This window comes from Enterobacter sp. BNK-34 (assembly GCF_048684445.1).
GTDB lineage: Bacteria > Pseudomonadota > Gammaproteobacteria > Enterobacterales > Enterobacteriaceae > Enterobacter > Enterobacter pseudoroggenkampii.
Window position 1 is genome coordinate 1,491,566 of the sequence record NZ_JBLQUA010000001.1, and the last position, 19,554, is coordinate 1,511,119.

Genomic DNA, 19,554 nt, shown 5'->3' on the forward strand with positions numbered 1-19,554 from the left:
CTATGATCCCAGGCCGTTTGCGTCCACACTTACTCCATCGAAACGAACTGAGGGTGAAAACAATGATCTACTTACGCAAAGCAAACGAACGTGGTCACGCGAATCATGGCTGGCTGGACTCATGGCATTCATTCTCGTTTGCCGACTACTACGACCCGAACTTCATGGGCTTCTCCGCACTGCGCGTGATTAACGATGACGTGATTGATGCGGGCCAGGGCTTCGGTACCCACCCGCACAAAGACATGGAAATCCTGACCTATGTGCTGGAAGGCGCGGTTGAGCACCAGGACAGCATGGGCAACAAAGAGCAGGTTCCGGCGGGCGAGTTCCAGATTATGAGCGCGGGTACCGGGGTGCGTCACTCTGAGTACAACCCAAGCAAAACGGAAAAACTGCACCTGTATCAAATCTGGATCATTCCAGAAGAGACCGGCATCACGCCGCGCTACGAGCAGCGCCGCTTCGACGCGAAACAGGGTAAACAGCTGGTGCTCTCCCCGGATGCGCGTGAAGGCTCCCTGAAAGTGCATCAGGATATGGAGCTGTACCGCTGGGCGCTGGCGAAAGATGAACAGTCCGTGCATCAGATTGCCGCTAACCGCCGCGTCTGGATCCAGGTGGTGAAAGGTGAAGTGTCCATCAACGGCACTAAAGCAACCACCGCCGATGGTCTGGCCATCTGGGATGAGCAGGCGCTCTCCGTGCATGCCGACAGCGAAAGCGAAATTCTGCTGTTTGACCTGCCGCCGGTGTAATAAAACATAAATAAATACCCATCCTTCCCTTTGACAGGGGAAGGATGGGCTTTGTCCGTGATAAACTGAGCAAATCTCTCACTTCAAGATTTCTCAGGACGATGAAAAAGAAACGCCCCGTACTTCAGGATGTCGCCGATCGCGTCGGTGTGACCAAAATGACGGTCAGCCGTTTTTTACGTAACCCGGAACAGGTTTCCGTGGCGTTACGTGGCAAGATTGCCGCTGCCCTTGATGAACTGGGTTATATCCCCAACCGCGCACCCGATATTCTCTCCAATGCGACCAGTCGTGCGGTGGGTGTCCTGCTTCCATCCCTGACCAACCAGGTTTTCGCCGAAGTATTGCGGGGAATCGAAAGCGTCACCGATGCTTTTGGCTACCAGACCATGCTCGCCCACTATGGGTACAAGCCGGAACTGGAAGAGGAACGTCTTGAGTCGATGCTTTCCTGGAACATTGACGGCCTGATTTTAACCGAACGTACCCACACTGCCCGCACGCTCAAAATGATCGAAGTGGCGGGTATCCCTGTGGTGGAGCTGATGGACAGCCAGTCGCCGTGTCTCGATATTGCCGTTGGGTTCGATAACTTTGAAGCGGCGCGCCAGATGACGGCGGCCATTATCGCCCGCGGGCATCGTCATATCGCCTATCTGGGTGCGCGTCTTGATGAACGTACTATCATCAAACAGAAGGGATACGAGCAGGCGATGCTCGACGCAAACTTAACCCCGTACAGCGTGATGGTGGAGCAGTCCTCCTCCTATACGTCGGGTATTGAGCTGATGCGTCAGGCGCGGCGCGAGTATCCGCAACTGGACGGTATTTTCTGTACCAACGATGACCTGGCGGTTGGCGCGGCGTTTGAGTGTCAGCGTCTGGGGTTAAAGATCCCTGATGATATGGCGATCGCCGGTTTCCACGGCCACGACATTGGTCAGGTGATGGAGCCGCGTCTGGCGAGCGTCCTGACCCCGCGTGAACGTATGGGCCGTATTGGCGCAGAACGCCTGCTGGCGCGCATTCGTGGTGAGGCAGTTACCCCGAAAATGTTAGATTTAGGTTTCACCTTGTCACCGGGTGGATCTATTTGAACTGACAAATTTGAAGTAGCTCACACTTATTCACTTCGCGCACGTTTGGATATTGCTTCTCTTTTGCCCCGGCAGGACAATGTTACCGATAACTGTTACCCGTAACAATTGACTGAGGGACACCCTTTGAGCACGACTAATCACGATCACCACGTCTACGTCCTGATGGGCGTTTCCGGTAGCGGGAAATCAGCCGTAGCCAGCGAAGTGGCGCATCAACTCCAGGCTGCGTTCCTTGATGGCGACTTCCTCCATCCGCGCAGCAACATCATGAAAATGGCCTCCGGCGAGCCGCTGAACGACGACGACCGCAAACCGTGGTTGCAGGCGCTGAATGACGCCGCGTTCGCTATGCAGCGTACCAATAAAGTCTCCCTGATCGTCTGCTCTGCGCTGAAAAAAACCTACCGCGACCTGCTGCGCGACGGTAACCCGAACCTCTCTTTCATCTACCTGAAAGGGGATTTCGAGGTGATTGAAAGCCGCCTGAAGGCGCGTAAAGGTCACTTCTTCAAAACCCAGATGCTGGTGACGCAGTTCGAAGCGCTGCAGGAGCCGGGTGAAGACGAGAAAGACGTCTTAGTGGTTGATATCGATCAGTCACTGGAAGGTGTTGTTGCCAGCACCATCGAGGTCATTAATAAAAGGCAGTAAGTTTTGAGTACATTAACGCTAGTTTTGACAGCAGTGGGTTCCGTGTTGCTGCTGCTGTTTTTAGTGATGAAGGCGCGTATGCACGCTTTTGTTGCTTTGATGGTGGTTTCTATAGGTGCAGGTCTCTTTTCCGGTATGCCGCTCGACAAGATCGCCGCGACGATGGAAAAAGGGATGGGCGGTACGCTGGGCTTCCTGGCGATTGTGGTGGCCCTTGGCGCGATGTTTGGCAAGATTTTGCACGAGACGGGCGCGGTCGACCAGATTGCCGTCAAAATGCTGAAATCCTTCGGCCACAGCCGCGCGCACTACGCGATTGGCCTGGCGGGCCTGATTTGCGCGCTGCCGCTGTTCTTTGAAGTGGCCGTTGTGCTGCTGATAAGCGTCGCGTTCTCCATGGCGCGCCATACCGGCACAAACCTTGTGAAGCTGGTTATTCCACTGTTTGCGGGCGTGGCGGCGGCCGCGGCGTTTCTGCTGCCTGGGCCTGCGCCGATGCTGCTGGCGTCCCAGATGCACGCTGACTTTGGCTGGATGATCCTGATTGGCCTGTGCGCGGCAATCCCGGGGATGATTATTGCCGGTCCGCTGTGGGGCAACTTCATCAGCCGTTACGTTGAGCTTCATATCCCGGATGACATCACCGAGCCGCACCTGGGCGAGGGCAAAATGCCGTCCTTCGGCTTCAGCCTGTCGCTGATCCTGCTCCCGCTGGTTCTCGTGGGTTTGAAAACCATCGCCGCGCGCTTTGTGCCGGTGGGCTCCAGCGCCTATGAATGGTTTGAGTTCATCGGTCATCCGTTCACGGCGATCCTGGTGGCCTGTCTGGTGGCGATTTACGGCCTGGCGATGCGTCAGGGAATGCCAAAAGACCGGGTGATGGAGATCTGCGGTGCCGCGCTGCAGCCTGCGGGGATTATCCTGCTGGTGATCGGTGCCGGCGGCGTGTTCAAGCAGGTACTGGTGGATTCCGGCGTGGGCCCGGCTCTGGGCGAAGCGCTGACCGGGATGGGCCTGCCGATTGCGGTAACCTGTTTCGTATTGGCTGCGGCGGTACGTATCATCCAGGGTTCCGCAACCGTGGCGTGTTTAACCGCTGTGGGTCTGGTGATGCCGGTGATTGAACAGCTGAACTACTCCGGTGCGCAGATGGCCGCGCTGTCTATCTGTATCGCGGGCGGTTCGATTGTGGTTTCTCACGTTAACGACGCGGGCTTCTGGCTGTTCGGTAAATTTACCGGCGCCACCGAAGCGCAAACCCTGAAAACCTGGACGCTGATGGAAACCATTCTCGGCACGACGGGTGCAATTGTCGGGATGATTGCCTTTACGCTGCTCAGCTGAGGGCAGTGATTTAACAAGTCTAAAAATAAGGCCCGGTAGCGTCAGCGCTTACCGGGCCTTTTTATTATCCAGGGCGTCAGGCCGGGCCATAACCCGGCATTGCGTTACTCGCCCTGCGTGGCGCTCTCAATCGTCAAACGCACGTCCGAGGTAATCAGCTCTGCCAGCATCTGGTATACCTTCAGCGTCTCTTCCGGCTCGGCATCACCCGTATCGCTGATGAAGCCTTCATCGCGCAGCGTCAGGACCAGGGAACTGAAGACCGCTTTGTCGAAGAATTCAGGAGCGTTAATGCCGTGCAGAACGGACAGGCGCTGGGCCAGCGTCCGGCTCTCTTTCTCCAGCGTACCGCGGTTGATAGACGGGTTCGCACTCAGCAGCCAGAACGTAATGGCGTAGCGCTGCAGCGTTTCGCGCGCACCGGCCGCCAGCAGCTGCAGGGTGCGGGAGCGTGACGGGTTGATGTGCAGCTCGTCGTTCGTGACGGTGATCAGCCCCTGACGACGCAGCTCTTCCGTCAGTTTATCCAGCTCGCCCGCCAGCTCATCCTTGCTCCAGCGCAGGAACAGCTCCGCTTTCAGCATCGGATAGAGCGTCTCAACGTGACGCAAGAGTTCCTGACGCGAGATACGGCGATGCTGGGTGATGATAGCCGCCATGAGCGACGGCAGCATCAGCATATGGGTGATGTTGTTTCGGTAGTAGGTCATCAGCACTGCCTGCTCGCGCGGCAGAATGATGATGTCGCCGATCGTGTCCTTTTCGACTTCAAACTTGTTCATCTGCAGCGCGTGATCGATAAGTTCACTGGCGGTTGCAGAAGGCACGGTCGAATCAACCGAGTACGGCACGTTACGCATCATATCCAGATAGCAATCCAGCTGCTCCGTGAGCTGTTCACGGGTCAGCGAGCGCTGACGCGAAGCCAGAAGTGCCGTACAGCACAGGTTCATGGCGTTAGCCGCACCGGCGTTGTTAATGCGCACCATCAGCTCGGACGCGATGCCGTTGACCGTTGGCGTCAGCCAGGCTGGACGAATCGCTTCGATAGGATCGATGGACTCGCGCCACTCGGGAACGTGATGGTTCAGGTACGTCATCAACGGCATCGGTTCGCCGAAGTTCACGTAGCCCTGACCGAGATTACGCAGCTTGCTCAGGCCGCGCAGCATCTGCGGCAGGCTCTCTTTCTCTTTGGTTGCACCACGCAGCTCTTTCGCGTACGTGCCCACTTCCATCACGTGCTCATAGCCAATGTAGATTGGCACCAGCGTGATGGGACGGGTTCCTCCGCGCAGCATCGCCTGGATGGTCATCGACAGCGTGCCGGTTTTCGGATCGAGAAGACGTCCGGTACGGGAACGACCGCCCTCGACGAAGTACTCCACGGAATAGCCGCGGCTGAACAGCTCGCCCAGATACTCGCGGAACACGGTGGAGTAGAGCTTGTTGCCCTTGAAGGTACGACGGATAAAGAACGCGCCCAGGCGGCGGAAAATTGGACCCGCTGGCCAGAAGTTCAGGTTGATACCGGCAGCAATGTGCGGTGGTACCAGCCCCTGATGATAGAGCACGTAGGAAAGAAGCAGGTAGTCCATGTGGCTGCGGTGGCAGGGAACATAGACAATCTCATGGCCATCATGCGCCAGCTGACGTACACGCTCGGCGTTATGAACGTTGATGCCCTGGTAGAGACGGTTCCAGGTAAAGCCGAGAATACGATCGGACAGTCGAATCATCTCGTAAGAGAAGTTCGCTGCAATCTCTTCCATCAGCGCAATGGCGTTCTGCTGGGCTTTCTCATGCGAAATTTTCTTGCTGCGCGCTTCGTCTTCAACGGCGCGGGCAATCGCTTTGGAGGCCAACAGCTTGTTGAACAGATCCTGACGCGCCGGGAGACGCGGCCCAACGGCAGCAAGGCGCTGACGGGCGAAGTGCATACGCGCCACGCGCGCCAGTTTTTGCGCGATGATCTTGTCGGTGCCGTGCTCGTCCGCCATTCGACGCAGCGAAACGGAAGGGGAGAAACGCACAAAGCTGTCGCGTCCCAGCCAGGAGACCGCGAAGAACTTCTGGATGCCGTTAAGCATGCGCAGCGGCGGGTTCTCTTCACCTTTTTCACGGCCCGGACGACGACCAAACATCACCGATACCGGCACCATCTGCACATCCAGATCGGGGTTGCTGCGGTGCAGGTCGAGATAGTCATGGAACAGCTTGATGGACTCTTCTTTTGGCGTGTAGTAGGTAAACACGCGCGGTCCACCGTGAATGAACACGTAGCGCGGCAGCAGCGTACCGTCAACTTCAAGCGGTTCAAGCGGGTCAGGTAAGTCATGCGCCAGACACTGGGCGCGAAGCGTCAGTAAGTCTGCCTTCGAGTTATAAGGCAAAACGTACATAATAGGACGTGACGTATCGAGTCCCAATTCCAGCGCGGGTTCTGCTGGGATAGACTTGCTTTTTACCAGGATGCTTAATGGTAAATTAAGTAATTTGTAGTAAATTCGTGGCCAGCCGGACATAAACGATGTAAAGCCTCTGGTTAATAATGCAATTGCGGCGCAAGGATAACAGAAAGCGCGCAAAATTTCTGTTGTTACCCGTCATACTTCAGGCTGTAGCGAAACGCGCTACAGTTCCTGTTACTGACGCTTTTTTTCATAAAAGGTTCTTTTAATGGCCAATAATACCACTGGGTTAACGCGTATCATCAAAGCCGCCGGCTATTCATGGAAAGGTTTCCGTGCCGCGTGGATCAACGAAGCCGCCTTTCGCCAGGAGGGCATCGCCGCTATCATCGCGGTGATCGTCGCCTGTTTCCTTGATGTTGATGCGATTACCCGCGTACTTCTTATCGGTTCCGTGCTTCTGGTGATGATAGTGGAAATTCTTAATAGCGCTATTGAGGCCGTGGTTGATCGCATTGGTTCAGATTTCCATGAACTTTCTGGCCGTGCAAAAGACATGGGCTCTGCTGCCGTGTTGCTGGCGATTATCACTGCCGCTATCACCTGGGTCACGCTGCTTTGGTCACATTTCCGATGAGCCTCGAGGAATAATTAAGTCCCTGGTTTTTTGTGCAGTTTTTGGTTCCAAAATCGCCTTTGACTGTATATACTCACAGCATAACTGTATATACACCCAGGGGGCGGAATGAAAGCGTTAACGACCAGGCAGCAAGAGGTGTTTGATCTCATCCGGGATCATATCGGCCAGACGGGTATGCCACCCACGCGTGCGGAAATCGCGCAGCGTCTGGGCTTCCGTTCTCCGAATGCTGCCGAAGAACACCTGAAAGCGCTGGCGCGTAAGGGCGTGATTGAGATTGTTTCGGGCGCGTCACGGGGTATCCGCCTGCTGGTGGAAGAAGAGACGGGCATTCCGCTGGTGGGGCGTGTTGCTGCCGGTGAGCCTTTACTGGCACAGCAGCATATTGAAGGCCATTACCAGGTCGATCCAGCCATGTTCAAACCGAGTGCTGATTTCCTGCTGCGCGTCAGCGGTATGTCGATGAAAGACATCGGTATTCTTGACGGCGATCTGCTTGCGGTGCATAAAACACAGGATGTGCGTAACGGCCAGGTAGTCGTCGCGCGCATTGATGATGAAGTCACCGTCAAACGTCTGAAAAAACAGGGGAACACCGTTCAGCTACTGCCTGAAAACAACGAGTTCTCCCCGATTGTGGTCGATCTTCGCGAACACAACTTCTCTATCGAAGGGCTGGCGGTTGGGGTCATTCGCAACGGCGAATGGCTGTAACCTCTTCCTGACAGGCTATGGCGCCGCTGTAGCCTGCTTCATTCTCCACACCCGGTATTTTTCATGTCACTGCTGACGGCATCCGATAAGGCATTGTGGCGTCTTGCTCTGCCGATGATCTTCTCCAATATTACCGTTCCCTTGCTGGGTCTGGTCGATACGGCCGTTATTGGCCATCTTGATTCGCCTGTTTATCTTGGCGGCGTGGCGATTGGCGCGACGGCAACCAGCTTCCTGTTTATGCTGCTGCTCTTTTTGCGTATGAGCACCACCGGGCTCACGGCACAGGCTTATGGTGCAAAAGATCCGCTGCGTCTGGCGCGCGCGCTGGTCCAGCCGCTGATCCTCGCGCTTGGCGCGGGGGCGTTAATCGTTTTATTGCGTGCGCCCCTGATCGACCTTGCGCTTCATGTTGTTGGCGGCAGCGAGGCGGTATTAGAGCAGGCGCGACGTTTCCTTGAAATCCGCTGGCTCAGCGCGCCCGCGTCACTGGCTAACCTGGTTCTGCTGGGGTGGCTATTGGGCGTGCAGTACGCCCGTGCACCCGTGATTTTGCTGGTGGTGGGTAACCTGCTCAATATCGTTTTGGATGTCTGGCTGGTCATGGGTCTGCATATGAACGTGCAGGGCGCGGCGCTGGCGACGGCGATTGCCGAGTACGGAACTTTTATTATTGGCCTGTGGATGGTCTGGCGCGTGCTGGCGATGCGCGGCATCTCCCTGGCGCTGCTCAAAACCGCATGGCGCGGCAATATCCGTAAGCTGCTGGCGCTCAATCGTGACATCATGCTGCGCTCGCTGCTGCTTCAGCTCTGCTTCGGAGCGCTGACGGTCTTCGGGGCTCGACTGGGGCCAGAAATCGTTGCGGTCAACGCGGTATTGATGACGCTACTGACCTTTACCGCCTACGCGCTGGACGGTTTTGCCTATGCGGTAGAAGCGCATTCCGGGCAGGCGTACGGTGCGCGCGAAAGCGGGCAGCTTCGGGACGTCTGGCGGGCAGCCTGCCGCCAGTCGGGACTGGTGGCGCTGGCGTTTGGCCTGGTTTACGCCTGCTTTGGTGAGCAGATCGTTGCATTGCTGACGTCTATCCCTGCGCTGCGCGAGCTGGCGAGTCACTATCTCATCTGGCAAGTCGTCTTACCGGTGGTCGGCGTCTGGTGTTATCTGCTGGACGGCATGTTTATTGGTGCGACGCGCGGAGCGGAAATGCGTAACAGTATGGCGGTTGCAGCGGCCGGGTTTGGTCTGACGCTGCTGACGCTCCCCTGGCTGGGTAATCACGGTTTGTGGCTGGCCCTGGCCGTTTTCCTCTCGCTGCGAGGGTTGTCGCTGGCGTTTATCTGGCACCGCCACTGGCAAAACAATACCTGGTTCTCTTCACGTCACGATATATCGTGACGGTTAAAGATTCCGAATATGAAACCAACTGCCGAATCCTTAACTACAATAATTATCACGTCCAGCAGAAAAGAACGTAACGGACGTTACGACCCGACGCTTAACTTAAGAGGACACGATGATGAATAAAGACGAAATCGGCGGCAACTGGAAGCAGTTCAAAGGTAAAGCGAAAGAAAAGTGGGGTAAGCTGACGGATGACGATATGACCGTCATTGAAGGTAAACGCGATCAGCTTGTCGGTAAAATTCAGGAACGTTACGGCTACGCGAAAGATCAGGCGGAAAACGAAGTCAAAGACTGGGAAACCCGTAACGACTACCGCTGGTAACGCTGAATAACCCACAGGGCGGCTCTAAGCCGCCTTTTCTTTTGCCGTTAACGCGGCTTTTTCTTCACAAGAATTGAGTGGTCGTGCTGGCACGCATCCTGATGACGACAGGCTTCTACCTCCACGCACGCGGAACAGAGCCCATGCGCCTCAATCACGTTATGACGCAGGGCAAAACCCATTTTCGCCGCCAGCGTATGCATAATATCTTCCACGCCTTCCGCAGCCTCTTCTTTCACCACGCCGCAGCGGTCACAGATAAACATCGCCGATGTGTGGGTGGGCTGATCAAACAGATGGCACAGCACATAGCTGTTGGTGGATTCCACCTTATGCACAAACCCTTGTTCAAGCAGGAAATCCAGGGCGCGATAAACCGTTGGCGGCTTTGCCTGCGGCTCGCTTTCGCGGAGAAGATCGAGCAGATCGTAGGCGCTGATGGCACCCTGCTGCAGGCTCATCAGACGTAATACTTCAAGGCGCTGCGGAGTCAGGCGCACATTGCGTTGCGCGCACAGCTTTTCGGCCTGCGCTAACAGCTCTTTTGTGGACTTATCCATGTAGCACCCCGGATGTTATAGGACGGAAAACCCCCACTTTATCATGTTCTGGTAAAAACACCGAGATCCGCCAGTCTGTGCTATACCTGACCCATTACAAACCGGGAAATAAACAATGAAAAAACCTGACTGTATTCGGCACTGGCGCGACGTAGAAGGTGCGGATGATTCGACCTATCCAGATAGCGATGAGCTTTTTTCTATCGGCGCCCCGTTGGCTCGTAAGCTTGGGCTCAGGCGCATTGGTATCCATCATGAGCGTTTGCCGCCCGGGCGCAGAACGTCCTATCCGCATGCTGAAAGCGATGAAGAAGAGTTCATTTATGTGCTCGAAGGTTATCCAGAAGCGTGGATAAATGGCTATCAATGGAAACTTGAACCTGGCGACAGCGTGGGATTTCCTGCCGGAACCGGTATCTGCCACACATTTATCAACAACACGGAGGAAGAGGTGCGGTTGCTGGTCGTAGGCGAGGCCAACAAGAAGCACAATCGCATCTACTATCCACTCAACCCCGTGTATGCCGCTACCCGTGAGGATCGCTGGGTAGACCACCCACCCCAGTTTTTTGGACCGCATGATGGAAAACCTGGGAAAAAATAATTTCCTCATCTATAAATATTGAGGGCCGTCACAAAATATAACAGGCCGTAAGGGAGTTTTACTTAGGGACAGAAATAGCGGGTCTTTTACTACTTATTCACAGCAATAGTTCGTTCCTGTTTGGGTGATAACAGACAGGGGTTATTTCATAACAGACTATAACGGGCATACTGTGAAAAAAAATTTTAAATTTTCGGTGGTTAGCATTGCTGTCTCCTTGTTTATGGCAAATCAGGCGGGAGCAGCCAATACCTGGACAGAATCACGGAGTGACGCCATGGGCGGGACGGGCGTTGCCTCCGGGAGCTATGGCAGTGGGGCGTTAATTAACCCGGCGCTGCTGGCAAAGGCAAAACCAGACGATGATGTGACGGTCATCTTGCCAGCCGTTGGGGTGCAGGTGACGGATGAAGACAATCTTCAGGACGAGATTGATACCATCAACGACAAAATTAATCACTACAAGGATGTGGTTGATGACCTCACGCCAAGGGAGATTATCACTAATCCGTTAGGTTCCATTAATCAATTCCAGGGCGCGGCCAAAGATCTCGCCGATGAGCTGGACTATCTCAAAGGCAAAACCGCACGCGCGACGGCAGGAGCAGGGCTTGCGGTGAGTATCCCTAACGATGTGCTTTCCGTGGCCTTTATGGCGAAAGGCTATGCTCATGGCCGGGTTAGCTCGTCTATCGATCAGCAAGATATTGATTATCTGCGCGGTATTCAAAGAAGCAAAGTGGTGGCTGCCGGTGTTGCCCTGGACGCTGCGCTGAACGGCACGGATCAGATCACTAAAAACCTCAACTCAACAGCGTCTGGCCGGGCGGCGATTGTGTCTGACTACGGCGTTGCCGTTGCCCGTCAGTTTGACCTCGGCGGCGTCCCGGTTTCCGTAGGCGTGACGCCAAAACTGCAAAAAACCTGGGTCTATAACTACACCACCTCAATCTACGATTACGACAGTAACAAGTGGAACGACAGCCGCTACCGCACAGACGATACGGGCTTTAACGTCGATGCCGGTATTGCGGCTGATTTCGGCGAGAACTGGACGGTCGGCGTGAGCGGCCAAAACCTGATGTCGCGCGATATCGACACCAAAGATATCCGTATCCGCAACGGGCGGACGGGAGAAGTGGTTAGCTATAAAGATACCTACCAGATCCGTCCGCTGGTGACCGCCGGAGCCGCCTGGCACAACGATCTGGTGACGCTGACCGCCGATGGCGATCTGACGGAAACCAAAGGATTTAAGAGCGAAGATACGTCGCAGTATGTTGGCGTGGGTGCCGAGGTGACGCCGCTCAGCTGGCTGGCGGTGCGTGCGGGTTATCGCGCGGACGTGAAGGGTAACGACAGCAATGTCTTTACCGGCGGTGTCGGTTTCGCGCCATTCAGTACCGTTCATGTTGACCTGATGGGCCTGTACGGTGAAGACGAAACCTGGGGCGCAGGGGCTCAGCTGAGCATGACGTTCTAAAGTCCACCGGAGGCGCTGCGCCTCCGGCTTTTCTTTGTGCTATAGTAGCGCCCCTTTTCCACCAGATGCTTAAAACTTCGCCATGTCGTCAGAATCACAGACCGCTTTCCCTGCACACCGTTTCTCCATTGCGCCGATGCTCGACTGGACGGACAGACACTGCCGCTATTTCCTGCGCCAGCTCTCCCGCCATACGCTGCTGTACACCGAAATGGTGACTACGGGCGCAATCATCCACGGGAAGGGCGATTACCTGGCCTATAGCGAAGAAGAGCATCCGGTTGCCCTGCAGCTGGGCGGCAGCGATCCGGCCGCGCTGGCGCAGTGCGCGAAGCTGGCGGAAGCGCGCGGCTACGACGAGATCAACCTGAACGTTGGCTGCCCGTCCGACCGCGTGCAAAACGGCATGTTCGGTGCCTGCCTGATGGGGAATGCCCAGCTGGTGGCGGACTGTATTAAGGCGATGCGTGACGTCGTTTCCATTCCGGTGACGGTCAAAACCCGTATCGGCATTGACGACCAGGACAGCTACGAATTCCTGTGCGACTTCATCAATACGGTCTCCGGAAAGGGCGAATGCGAGACGTTCATCATCCACGCGCGAAAAGCCTGGCTCTCCGGCCTGAGCCCCAAAGAGAACCGTGAGATCCCGCCGCTGGACTATCCGCGCGTTTATCAGCTGAAGCGTGACTTCCCGCACCTGACCATGTCGATTAACGGCGGCATCAAGTCTCTGGAAGAGGCCAAAGCGCACCTTGAACATATGGATGGGGTGATGGTTGGGCGCGAGGCGTATCAGAACCCGGGCATTCTGGCGACGGTCGATCGCGAAATCTTTGGCATCGAAGGCGCAGACACCGATCCGGTTGCCGTCGTGCGTGCGATGTATCCTTACATTGAGCGCGAGCTGAGCAACGGTACGTATCTCGGCCATATCACCCGCCATATGCTTGGCCTGTTCCAGGGCATTCCGGGCGCGCGTCAGTGGCGTCGTTACCTGAGCGAAAACGCACATAAAGCCGGCGCCGATATTGAGGTGCTGGAACATGCGCTGCGCCTGGTGGCAGACAAGCGATAACTTTCGCTAAAAGTTCGTCAAATTCACCACGCCCTGCGAATTCTCGCGGGGCGTTTTGCTTTAATAACAACAGGTTAATGCTGGCACGATTCTTGTAATGTTAACTGCATTACTCGGGAACTCGTGGGAGAGCACCATGCTGGAACTACTTTTTGTGATTGGCTTTTTTGTCATGCTGTTAGCGACAGGCGTTTCGCTGCTCGGCATTCTGGCGGCTATCGTGGTGGCGACGGTGGTCATGTTTATTGGCGGACTGTTTGCCCTGACGATCAAATTGCTGCCGTGGCTACTGCTGGCCATCGCGGTCGTGTGGGTGATTCGGGCGATTAAAGCTCCAAAAGTGCCCAGTTATCAGCGCAATAACCGCTTCCGTTACTAAGGTATTGAGGGGTTCGTCACATACTTGTAACTTTTCCGGCAGTATGGCTTAGAACAGAATAGGATTTACTTATCGAATCTGTCACTATGACTGCCGATAACGAATTCATCGAGCTGTACCCTACATACAGCCGAACTAAAAAAAGAAAGGGCTTCCCACGGGAAGCCCAATTTCTTTTTGGGGCTCAGGGAATCAACAAACTCGACCCCTGCGTCGCCCGGCTCTCAAGCACCTCATGCGCGCGCTGCGCATCGGTTAGCGGGTATTTCTGCGCCTCTGCCACATCCACCTTAATGACGCCGCTGGCGATCAGCGAGAACAGCTCGTTGCTGGCTTCCTCAAGTTCTTCCCGGTTGGTGATGTATCCTTGCAGGGAAGGGCGAGTCACATACAGAGAACCTTTCTGGTTCAGGATGCCCAGGTTAACGCCGGTCACCGCGCCTGACGCATTCCCGAAGCTTACCATCAGACCACGACGCTGCAGGCAGTCCAGCGACGCTTCCCAGGTATCTTTCCCTACCGAGTCATACACCACGCGCACTTTTTTGCCGCTGGTGATCTCCTTCAGCCGCTCAACAATGCTCTCTTCACGGTAGTTAATCACCTGCCAGGCGCCCGCCTGCAGCGCGCGCTGCGCTTTTTGTGCATTTCCGACGGTGCCGATCAGCTTCGCGCCCAGTGCTTTTGCCCACTGACAGGCGATGAGCCCGACGCCACCCGCTGCGGCATGAAACAGGAACTGCTCGTCGGGTTTAATTTCATAGGTTTTGCGCAGCAGGTAGTAAACGGTTAAACCTTTCAGGAACGAGGCTGCCGCCTGCTCAAAGGAGATGGCGTTAGGCAGCAGGGCGGCTTTATCCGCCGGGACGTTGTGGACGGAGCTGTAAGCGCCCAGCGCAGACTGAGCATATACCACGCGGTCACCCTCTTTAATATGCTTAACCGCGCTGCCCACTTTGATGACGACACCGGCTGCCTCGGTGCCCAGTCCGCTCGGCATCGACGGAGGCGGGTAGAGCCCGCCGCGAATATAGGTGTCGATATAGTTTATGCCGATGGCTTTGTTTTCAACCTGCACTTCGTTTTCGCCAGGCGCGGTGGGGGTGAACTCCACCGCTTTCAGTACGTCTGGCCCACCGTGTTTCTGGAATTCAATGCGCGTTGCCATGCTCCCTCCGTAAGAAAAATATGGTAATCTTTCGACCCACTCTTTATCTCGGTAACTCCATTCACTATGGCAGGAAACAAACCCTTCAACAAACAGACTGAACCTCGCGAGCGTGATTTCCAGGTCGCAGGGTTAAAAGTCCCGCCGCACTCGATTGAAGCGGAACAGTCGGTGTTGGGCGGTTTAATGCTGGATAACGAACGCTGGGACGACGTCGCCGAGCGCGTCGTGGCGGAAGATTTCTACACCCGTCCGCACCGCCACATCTTTACCGAAATGGCGCGTCTGCAGGAGTCGGGCAGCCCGATCGACCTGATTACGCTCGCGGAATCGCTGGAGCGTCTTGGGCAGCTCGACAGCTGCGGCGGATTTGCCTATCTGGCGGAACTGTCAAAAAACACGCCTAGTGCAGCGAACATTAGCGCTTATGCCGATATCGTGCGTGAACGTGCCGTCGTCCGCGAGATGATATCGGTGGCGAACGAGATCGCCGAAGCCGGTTTTGATCCGCAGGGTCGCACCAGCGAAGACCTGCTCGACCTTGCTGAGTCCCGCGTCTTTAAAATCGCCGAAAGCCGCGCCAATAAAGACGAAGGCCCAAAAAACATCGCCGATGTCCTCGACGCCACCGTGGCCCGTATCGAACAGCTGTTCCAGCAGCCGCACGATGGCGTCACCGGCGTGAACACCGGCTATGACGATTTGAACAAGAAAACCGCCGGCCTGCAGCCGTCGGATTTGATTATCGTCGCCGCGCGTCCGTCGATGGGTAAAACCACTTTTGCGATGAACCTCGTCGAAAACGCGGCGATGTTGCAGGATAAACCGGTACTGATCTTCAGTCTTGAGATGCCCTCCGAGCAGATCATGATGCGTTCACTGGCATCGCTGTCGCGCGTGGATCAGACCCGCATCCGTACCGGTCAGCTCGACGATGAGGACTGGGCGCGCATCTCCGGCACCATGGGCATTCTGCTGGAAAAGCGTAACATCTATATCGATGACTCCTCTGGCCTGACGCCGACGGAAGTTCGCTCCCGCGCGCGCCGTATCGCCCGTGAACACGGCGGTATCGGCCTTATCATGATCGACTACCTTCAGCTGATGCGCGTCCCGTCGCTTTCAGACAACCGTACGCTGGAAATTGCCGAAATTTCCCGCTCGCTCAAGGCGTTAGCCAAAGAGCTGCACGTGCCGGTGGTAGCGCTGTCGCAGCTGAACCGCTCCCTGGAACAACGTGCCGACAAGCGTCCGGTCAACTCCGACCTGCGTGAATCCGGCTCCATCGAGCAGGATGCCGACTTAATCATGTTCATCTACCGTGATGAGGTTTATCACGAGAACAGCGACCTGAAAGGGATCGCCGAAATTATTATTGGTAAACAACGTAACGGCCCTATCGGGACGGTGCGTCTGACCTTTAACGGACAGTGGTCGCGTTTCGACAACTATGCCGGTCCTCAATATGATGATGAGTAATTTCTAAGGAATTCAAATGCAAGCGGCAACTGTTGTCATTAACCGCCGCGCTCTGCGACACAACCTGCAACGTCTGCGAGAACTGGCACCCGCCAGCAAGCTCGTTGCAGTCGTGAAAGCGAACGCTTACGGACACGGTCTTCTTGAGACCGCGCGAACGCTCCCCGATGCCGACGCCTTTGGCGTCGCCCGTCTTGAAGAAGCCCTTCGCCTGCGCGCGGGGGGGATTACCCAACCGATTCTGCTCCTCGAAGGCTTTTTCGAAGCCACAGATTTGCCGACCATTGCTGACCAGCATCTGCATACGGCAGTGCACAACGAAGAACAGCTGGCCGCACTTGAAACCGCCGAGCTGAGCGAGCCGGTGACCGTGTGGATGAAGCTCGACACGGGCATGCACCGTCTGGGCGTGCGTCCGGAGAGCGCGGAAGCGTTCTATCAGCGTTTATGCCGGTGCAAAAACGTGCGCCAACCGGTGAATATCGTCAGCCACTTCGCCCGTGCCGATGAGCCCGAGTGCGGTGCGACCGAGCGGCAGCTGGATATCTTTAATACCTTCTGCGAAGGCAAGCCGGGGATGCGCTCGATTGCGGCATCCGGCGGTATTCTGCTGTGGCCGCAGTCGCATTTCGACTGGGCGCGACCGGGCATCATTCTCTACGGCGTGTCGCCACTGGAGAACAAACCCTGGGGGCCGGACTTTGGCTTCCGGCCGGTTATGTCGCTGGTCTCTAACCTGATTGCCGTGCGAGACCATAAAGCGGGCGAGCCGGTGGGCTACGGCGGTACCTGGACCAGCGAGCGTGATACCCGTCTCGGCGTGGTGGCGATGGGCTATGGTGATGGCTATCCCCGCGCAGCTCCAACGGGTACGCCGGTTCTGGTCAACGGTCGCGAAGTGAAGATTGTCGGCCGCGTGGCGATGGATATGATTTGTGTTGATCTGGGGCCTGAAGCCCAGGATAAGCCTGGTGATGATGTCGTGATGTGGGGGGAAGGGCTGCCTGTTGAACGCATTGCTGAAATCACGAAAGTAAGTGCTTACGAACTTATCACGCGTCTGACCTCGCGGGTAGCGATGAAGTACATTGATTGAACCGCCAATGGAGTGAGGTTTTTATCCTCGCTCCAACTTTATTAACATCCTCTCGACCTTCTCCCACTTCCGGTTTATTGTTGAAATCCCTGCCTCATCGAATTCCGGAGAATCATCGCGTGTTTCAGAAAGTTGACGCCTATGCCGGCGACCCAATTCTCTCCTTAATGGAGCGTTTCAAAGAAGATCCTCGCAGCGACAAGGTGAACCTTAGCATCGGTTTGTATTACAACCACGAGGGTTTTATTCCTCAGCTGCAGGCCGTTGCCGAAGCTGAAGCGCGTCTGAACGCTGTTCCACACGGCGCGTCGCTCTATCTGCCGATGGAAGGGTTAAATACCTACCGCAGCACTATTGCGCCGCTGCTTTTTGGTGCCGATCACGCGGTGCTCGCGCAAAAACGCGTGGCGACCATCCAGACGCTGGGCGGCTCGGGTGCGCTGAAAGTGGGTGCAGACTTCCTGAAAAAATACTTCCCGGATTCAGGCGTGTGGGTCAGTGACCCGACGTGGGAAAACCACGTTGCGATCTTCGAGGGCGCAGGCTTCAAAGTGGCGACCTATCCATGGTTTGACAGCGAAACTAACGGCGTGCGCGTTGAAGCGCTGCTGGAAAAACTGAACACCCTGCCGGAGCGCAGCATTGTGCTGCTGCATCCGTGCTGCCATAACCCGACCGGTGCGGATCTCACCAATGCCCAGTGGGATGCGGTGATCGAGGTACTGAAGGCGCGTAACCTGATCCCATTCCTCGATATTGCCTACCAGGGCTTTGGCGCGGGTATGGAAGAAGATGCCTATGCCATCCGCGCCGCTGCCAGCGCCGGGCTGCCTGTTCTGGTGAGTAACTCCTTCTCTAAAATCTTCTCCCTGTACGGTGAACGCGTTGGCGGTCTGTCCGTGGTGTGTGAAGACGCCGAAGCGGCAGGTCGCGTGCTCGGCCAGCTTAAGGCGACGGTGCGTCGCATTTACTCCAGCCCGCCGAACTTTGGTGCGCAGGTGGTGGCGACGGTTCTCGGTGACGAAAAGCTAAAAGCGTCCTGGCTTGCGGAAGTGGAAGCGATGCGCCAGCGCATTCAGACGATGCGTCAGGAGCTGGTTAACGTCCTGAAAGAGGCCGTGCCGGGACATAACTTCGACTATCTGCTCAAGCAGCGCGGGATGTTCAGCTATACCGGACTGAGTGCGGCCCAGGTCGATCGTCTGCGCGAAGAGTTCGGCGTCTACCTGATCGCCAGCGGCCGTATGTGCGTGGCGGGCCTGAATGCCAGCAACGTTCATCGCGTGGCGCAGGCGTTTGCTGCTGTAATGTAAGTACTCACCAACTCACCCTCTCCCCGTGGGAGAGGGTCGGGGTGAAGGCATCAGGCCGCACAAAAACGTTGCCCGGCCTTTTGTGATCGTCTTCTTTTTATTCCGCTTCATAAGCAAAAACTCCTTCCCTTCACCTCCCGCTGGGGTTATGGTCGGATAGTTTTTTGACCATCCGCTCAAATTAAAACGATAACAAACTGAATATTCAGGGGAAAATATGCGCAAGATCACACTGGCGCTCAGCGCCGCCTGCTTATTGTTCTCGCTTAATAGCGCCGTCGTCGCGCGAGCTTCTGCCCCGACGCCGCTTTACACCGGCACCACCGCCGCCATTCTTGCCGAGCAGGCACCCATTCACTGGGTTTCCGTGGCCCAAATCGAAAACAGCCTGATGGGCCGTGCGCCAATGGCCGTGGGTTTTGACATTGACGATACCGTGCTGTTCTCAAGCCCCGGCTTCTGGCGCGGTAAGAAAACGTATTCACCCGACAGCGAAGCGTATCTGAAGAACCCGGAATTCTGGGAAAAAATGAACAATGGCTGGGACGAATTCAGCATCCCGAAAGAGGTTGCCCGTGCGCTTATTGCCATGCACGTGAAGCGCGGTGACAGCATTTATTTTGTAACCGGCCGCAGTCAGACCAAAACGGAAACCGTCTCTAAAACGCTGCAGGATGATTTCCAGATCCCGGCGACCAGCATGAACCCGGTCATTTTTGCGGGTGACAAAGAGGGGCAAAACACCAAAACCCAGTGGCTGGAAAAGAAAAACATCAAAGTGTTTTATGGCGATTCGGATAACGACATTACCGCCGCACAGGATGTGGGTGCCAGAGGGATCAGGGTGTTACGCGCTTCTAACTCAACCTATCGCCCGCTGCCGATGGCCGGAAAGTTTGGCGAAGAGGTGATCGTCAACTCGGAGTATTGAGCCCCTGGCAGCGAGTTTGACTCTTTTTTAATCAAATCTCGCTGCTGCGGGTTTTACCTTTCGTCTTCTTGCTGCACACTTAGAAAGATTCATCTTTCATCACGGAGCAGCCT

Annotated in this window: 19 protein-coding genes; 16 read left to right on the forward strand and 3 right to left on the reverse strand. The window is 55.9% G+C overall.

The annotated features are described in order from the left end of the window. The first annotated feature begins 62 nt into the window (after window positions 1-62). The 4 genes from ACMGG5_RS07325 (at window position 63) to gntU (ending at window position 3,853) form a co-directional block, all read left to right on the forward strand. A complete protein-coding gene (locus ACMGG5_RS07325) occupies window positions 63-758 on the forward strand; it encodes a pirin family protein (RefSeq protein ID WP_000639796.1) in 696 nt (231 codons plus the stop codon). 101 nt (window positions 759-859) lie between these two features. Beyond that, window positions 860-1,855: a gluconate operon transcriptional repressor GntR gene (gntR, locus tag ACMGG5_RS07330; protein WP_024906706.1), complete on the forward strand. Its 996-nt coding sequence runs from the start codon at window positions 860-862 to the stop codon at window positions 1,853-1,855. Between the two features lie 126 nt (window positions 1,856-1,981). Further along, entirely contained in the window at window positions 1,982-2,509 is a 528-nt protein-coding gene (gntK, locus tag ACMGG5_RS07335; protein WP_008503362.1) for a gluconokinase, read from the forward strand. A gap of 3 nt (window positions 2,510-2,512) precedes the next feature. After that, window positions 2,513-3,853 carry a gluconate transporter gene (gene gntU, locus ACMGG5_RS07340; RefSeq protein WP_010436459.1) on the forward strand — a complete coding sequence of 447 codons (1,341 nt, stop codon included), beginning with the start codon at window positions 2,513-2,515 and terminating at the stop codon, window positions 3,851-3,853. A 104-nt stretch (window positions 3,854-3,957) separates the two neighbouring features. Here gntU and plsB read toward each other — a convergent pair whose 3' ends face one another. Beyond that, the gene (gene plsB, locus ACMGG5_RS07345) at window positions 3,958-6,378 is read right to left on the reverse strand and encodes a glycerol-3-phosphate 1-O-acyltransferase PlsB (protein WP_024906708.1); all 2,421 of its coding nucleotides are present in this window, start codon (window positions 6,376-6,378) and stop codon (window positions 3,958-3,960) included. A 154-nt stretch (window positions 6,379-6,532) separates the two neighbouring features. Here plsB and ACMGG5_RS07350 point away from each other — a divergent pair, with 154 nt between their 5' ends. The 4 genes from ACMGG5_RS07350 to ACMGG5_RS07365 all read left to right on the forward strand — a co-directional run bounded on the left by ACMGG5_RS07350 (window position 6,533) and on the right by ACMGG5_RS07365 (window position 9,350). Beyond that, on the forward strand, window positions 6,533-6,901 hold the full coding sequence (locus tag ACMGG5_RS07350) for a diacylglycerol kinase (protein WP_024906709.1): 369 nt from the start codon (window positions 6,533-6,535) through the stop codon (window positions 6,899-6,901). A 108-nt stretch (window positions 6,902-7,009) separates the two neighbouring features. Then, a complete protein-coding gene (gene lexA / locus ACMGG5_RS07355) occupies window positions 7,010-7,618 on the forward strand; it encodes a transcriptional repressor LexA (RefSeq protein WP_024906710.1) in 609 nt (202 codons plus the stop codon). A gap of 63 nt (window positions 7,619-7,681) precedes the next feature. Beyond that, entirely contained in the window at window positions 7,682-9,019 is a 1,338-nt protein-coding gene (dinF, locus tag ACMGG5_RS07360) for an MATE family efflux transporter DinF (RefSeq protein WP_420277664.1), read from the forward strand. A 121-nt stretch (window positions 9,020-9,140) separates the two neighbouring features. Then, window positions 9,141-9,350 carry a CsbD family protein gene (locus ACMGG5_RS07365; RefSeq protein WP_024906712.1) on the forward strand — a complete coding sequence of 70 codons (210 nt, stop codon included), beginning with the start codon at window positions 9,141-9,143 and terminating at the stop codon, window positions 9,348-9,350. 47 nt (window positions 9,351-9,397) lie between these two features. On the opposite strand, the gene zur is transcribed toward ACMGG5_RS07365, so the two are convergent. Then, window positions 9,398-9,910, reverse strand: coding sequence for a zinc uptake transcriptional repressor Zur (zur, locus tag ACMGG5_RS07370; RefSeq protein ID WP_008503369.1), 513 nt, complete (start codon window positions 9,908-9,910; stop codon window positions 9,398-9,400). Between the two features lie 115 nt (window positions 9,911-10,025). Here zur and ACMGG5_RS07375 point away from each other — a divergent pair, with 115 nt between their 5' ends. The 4 genes from ACMGG5_RS07375 (at window position 10,026) to pspG (ending at window position 13,454) form a co-directional block, all read left to right on the forward strand. After that, window positions 10,026-10,514, forward strand: coding sequence for a cupin domain-containing protein (locus ACMGG5_RS07375; RefSeq protein WP_420277665.1), 489 nt, complete (start codon window positions 10,026-10,028; stop codon window positions 10,512-10,514). A 172-nt stretch (window positions 10,515-10,686) separates the two neighbouring features. After that, complete coding sequence (locus ACMGG5_RS07380; protein ID WP_024906714.1) at window positions 10,687-11,997, forward strand: conjugal transfer protein TraF; 1,311 nt, start codon at window positions 10,687-10,689, stop codon at window positions 11,995-11,997. Window positions 11,998-12,079: 82 nt separating this feature from the next. After that, window positions 12,080-13,075 carry a tRNA dihydrouridine(20/20a) synthase DusA gene (gene dusA, locus ACMGG5_RS07385; protein WP_048989822.1) on the forward strand — a complete coding sequence of 332 codons (996 nt, stop codon included), beginning with the start codon at window positions 12,080-12,082 and terminating at the stop codon, window positions 13,073-13,075. A gap of 136 nt (window positions 13,076-13,211) precedes the next feature. Then, window positions 13,212-13,454 (forward strand): envelope stress response protein PspG, encoded by a 243-nt coding sequence (pspG, locus tag ACMGG5_RS07390; RefSeq protein WP_023310044.1) that lies wholly within the window; start codon window positions 13,212-13,214, stop codon window positions 13,452-13,454. Between the two features lie 184 nt (window positions 13,455-13,638). On the opposite strand, the gene ACMGG5_RS07395 is transcribed toward pspG, so the two are convergent. Further along, window positions 13,639-14,622, reverse strand: coding sequence for a quinone oxidoreductase (locus ACMGG5_RS07395; RefSeq protein ID WP_090420764.1), 984 nt, complete (start codon window positions 14,620-14,622; stop codon window positions 13,639-13,641). A gap of 66 nt (window positions 14,623-14,688) precedes the next feature. Between ACMGG5_RS07395 and dnaB the strand changes: the two genes are divergently transcribed. The 4 genes from dnaB to aphA all read left to right on the forward strand — a co-directional run bounded on the left by dnaB (window position 14,689) and on the right by aphA (window position 19,441). Continuing rightward, on the forward strand, window positions 14,689-16,101 hold the full coding sequence (gene dnaB / locus ACMGG5_RS07400; RefSeq protein ID WP_023310046.1) for a replicative DNA helicase: 1,413 nt from the start codon (window positions 14,689-14,691) through the stop codon (window positions 16,099-16,101). A 16-nt stretch (window positions 16,102-16,117) separates the two neighbouring features. Then, the gene (gene alr / locus ACMGG5_RS07405) at window positions 16,118-17,197 is read left to right on the forward strand and encodes an alanine racemase (RefSeq protein WP_290094302.1); all 1,080 of its coding nucleotides are present in this window, start codon (window positions 16,118-16,120) and stop codon (window positions 17,195-17,197) included. A 119-nt stretch (window positions 17,198-17,316) separates the two neighbouring features. Further along, entirely contained in the window at window positions 17,317-18,510 is a 1,194-nt protein-coding gene (gene tyrB, locus ACMGG5_RS07410; RefSeq protein WP_024906719.1) for an aromatic amino acid transaminase, read from the forward strand. A gap of 217 nt (window positions 18,511-18,727) precedes the next feature. Beyond that, window positions 18,728-19,441, forward strand: a complete 714-nt coding sequence (gene aphA, locus ACMGG5_RS07415; RefSeq protein WP_024906720.1) for an acid phosphatase AphA — start codon at window positions 18,728-18,730, stop codon at window positions 19,439-19,441. Window positions 19,442-19,554: the final 113 nt, after the last annotated feature.

Excerpts from the sequence above, each read along its gene's own strand:
- ACMGG5_RS07325 (WP_000639796.1), top strand. The coding sequence starts at position 63 with ATGATCTACTTACGCAAAGCAAACGAACGTGGTCACGCGAATCATGGC.
- gntR (WP_024906706.1), top strand. The coding sequence starts at position 860 with ATGAAAAAGAAACGCCCCGTACTTCAGGATGTCGCCGATCGCGTCGGT.
- plsB (WP_024906708.1), bottom strand. The coding sequence starts at position 6,378 with ATGTCCGGCTGGCCACGAATTTACTACAAATTACTTAATTTACCATTA.
- ACMGG5_RS07350 (WP_024906709.1), top strand. The coding sequence starts at position 6,533 with ATGGCCAATAATACCACTGGGTTAACGCGTATCATCAAAGCCGCCGGC.
- lexA (WP_024906710.1), top strand. The coding sequence starts at position 7,010 with ATGAAAGCGTTAACGACCAGGCAGCAAGAGGTGTTTGATCTCATCCGG.
- dinF (WP_420277664.1), top strand. The coding sequence starts at position 7,682 with ATGTCACTGCTGACGGCATCCGATAAGGCATTGTGGCGTCTTGCTCTG.
- ACMGG5_RS07365 (WP_024906712.1), top strand. The coding sequence starts at position 9,141 with ATGAATAAAGACGAAATCGGCGGCAACTGGAAGCAGTTCAAAGGTAAA.
- zur (WP_008503369.1), bottom strand. The coding sequence starts at position 9,910 with ATGGATAAGTCCACAAAAGAGCTGTTAGCGCAGGCCGAAAAGCTGTGC.
- ACMGG5_RS07375 (WP_420277665.1), top strand. The coding sequence starts at position 10,026 with ATGAAAAAACCTGACTGTATTCGGCACTGGCGCGACGTAGAAGGTGCG.
- dusA (WP_048989822.1), top strand. The coding sequence starts at position 12,080 with ATGTCGTCAGAATCACAGACCGCTTTCCCTGCACACCGTTTCTCCATT.
- pspG (WP_023310044.1), top strand. The coding sequence starts at position 13,212 with ATGCTGGAACTACTTTTTGTGATTGGCTTTTTTGTCATGCTGTTAGCG.
- ACMGG5_RS07395 (WP_090420764.1), bottom strand. The coding sequence starts at position 14,622 with ATGGCAACGCGCATTGAATTCCAGAAACACGGTGGGCCAGACGTACTG.
- dnaB (WP_023310046.1), top strand. The coding sequence starts at position 14,689 with ATGGCAGGAAACAAACCCTTCAACAAACAGACTGAACCTCGCGAGCGT.
- alr (WP_290094302.1), top strand. The coding sequence starts at position 16,118 with ATGCAAGCGGCAACTGTTGTCATTAACCGCCGCGCTCTGCGACACAAC.
- aphA (WP_024906720.1), top strand. The coding sequence starts at position 18,728 with ATGCGCAAGATCACACTGGCGCTCAGCGCCGCCTGCTTATTGTTCTCG.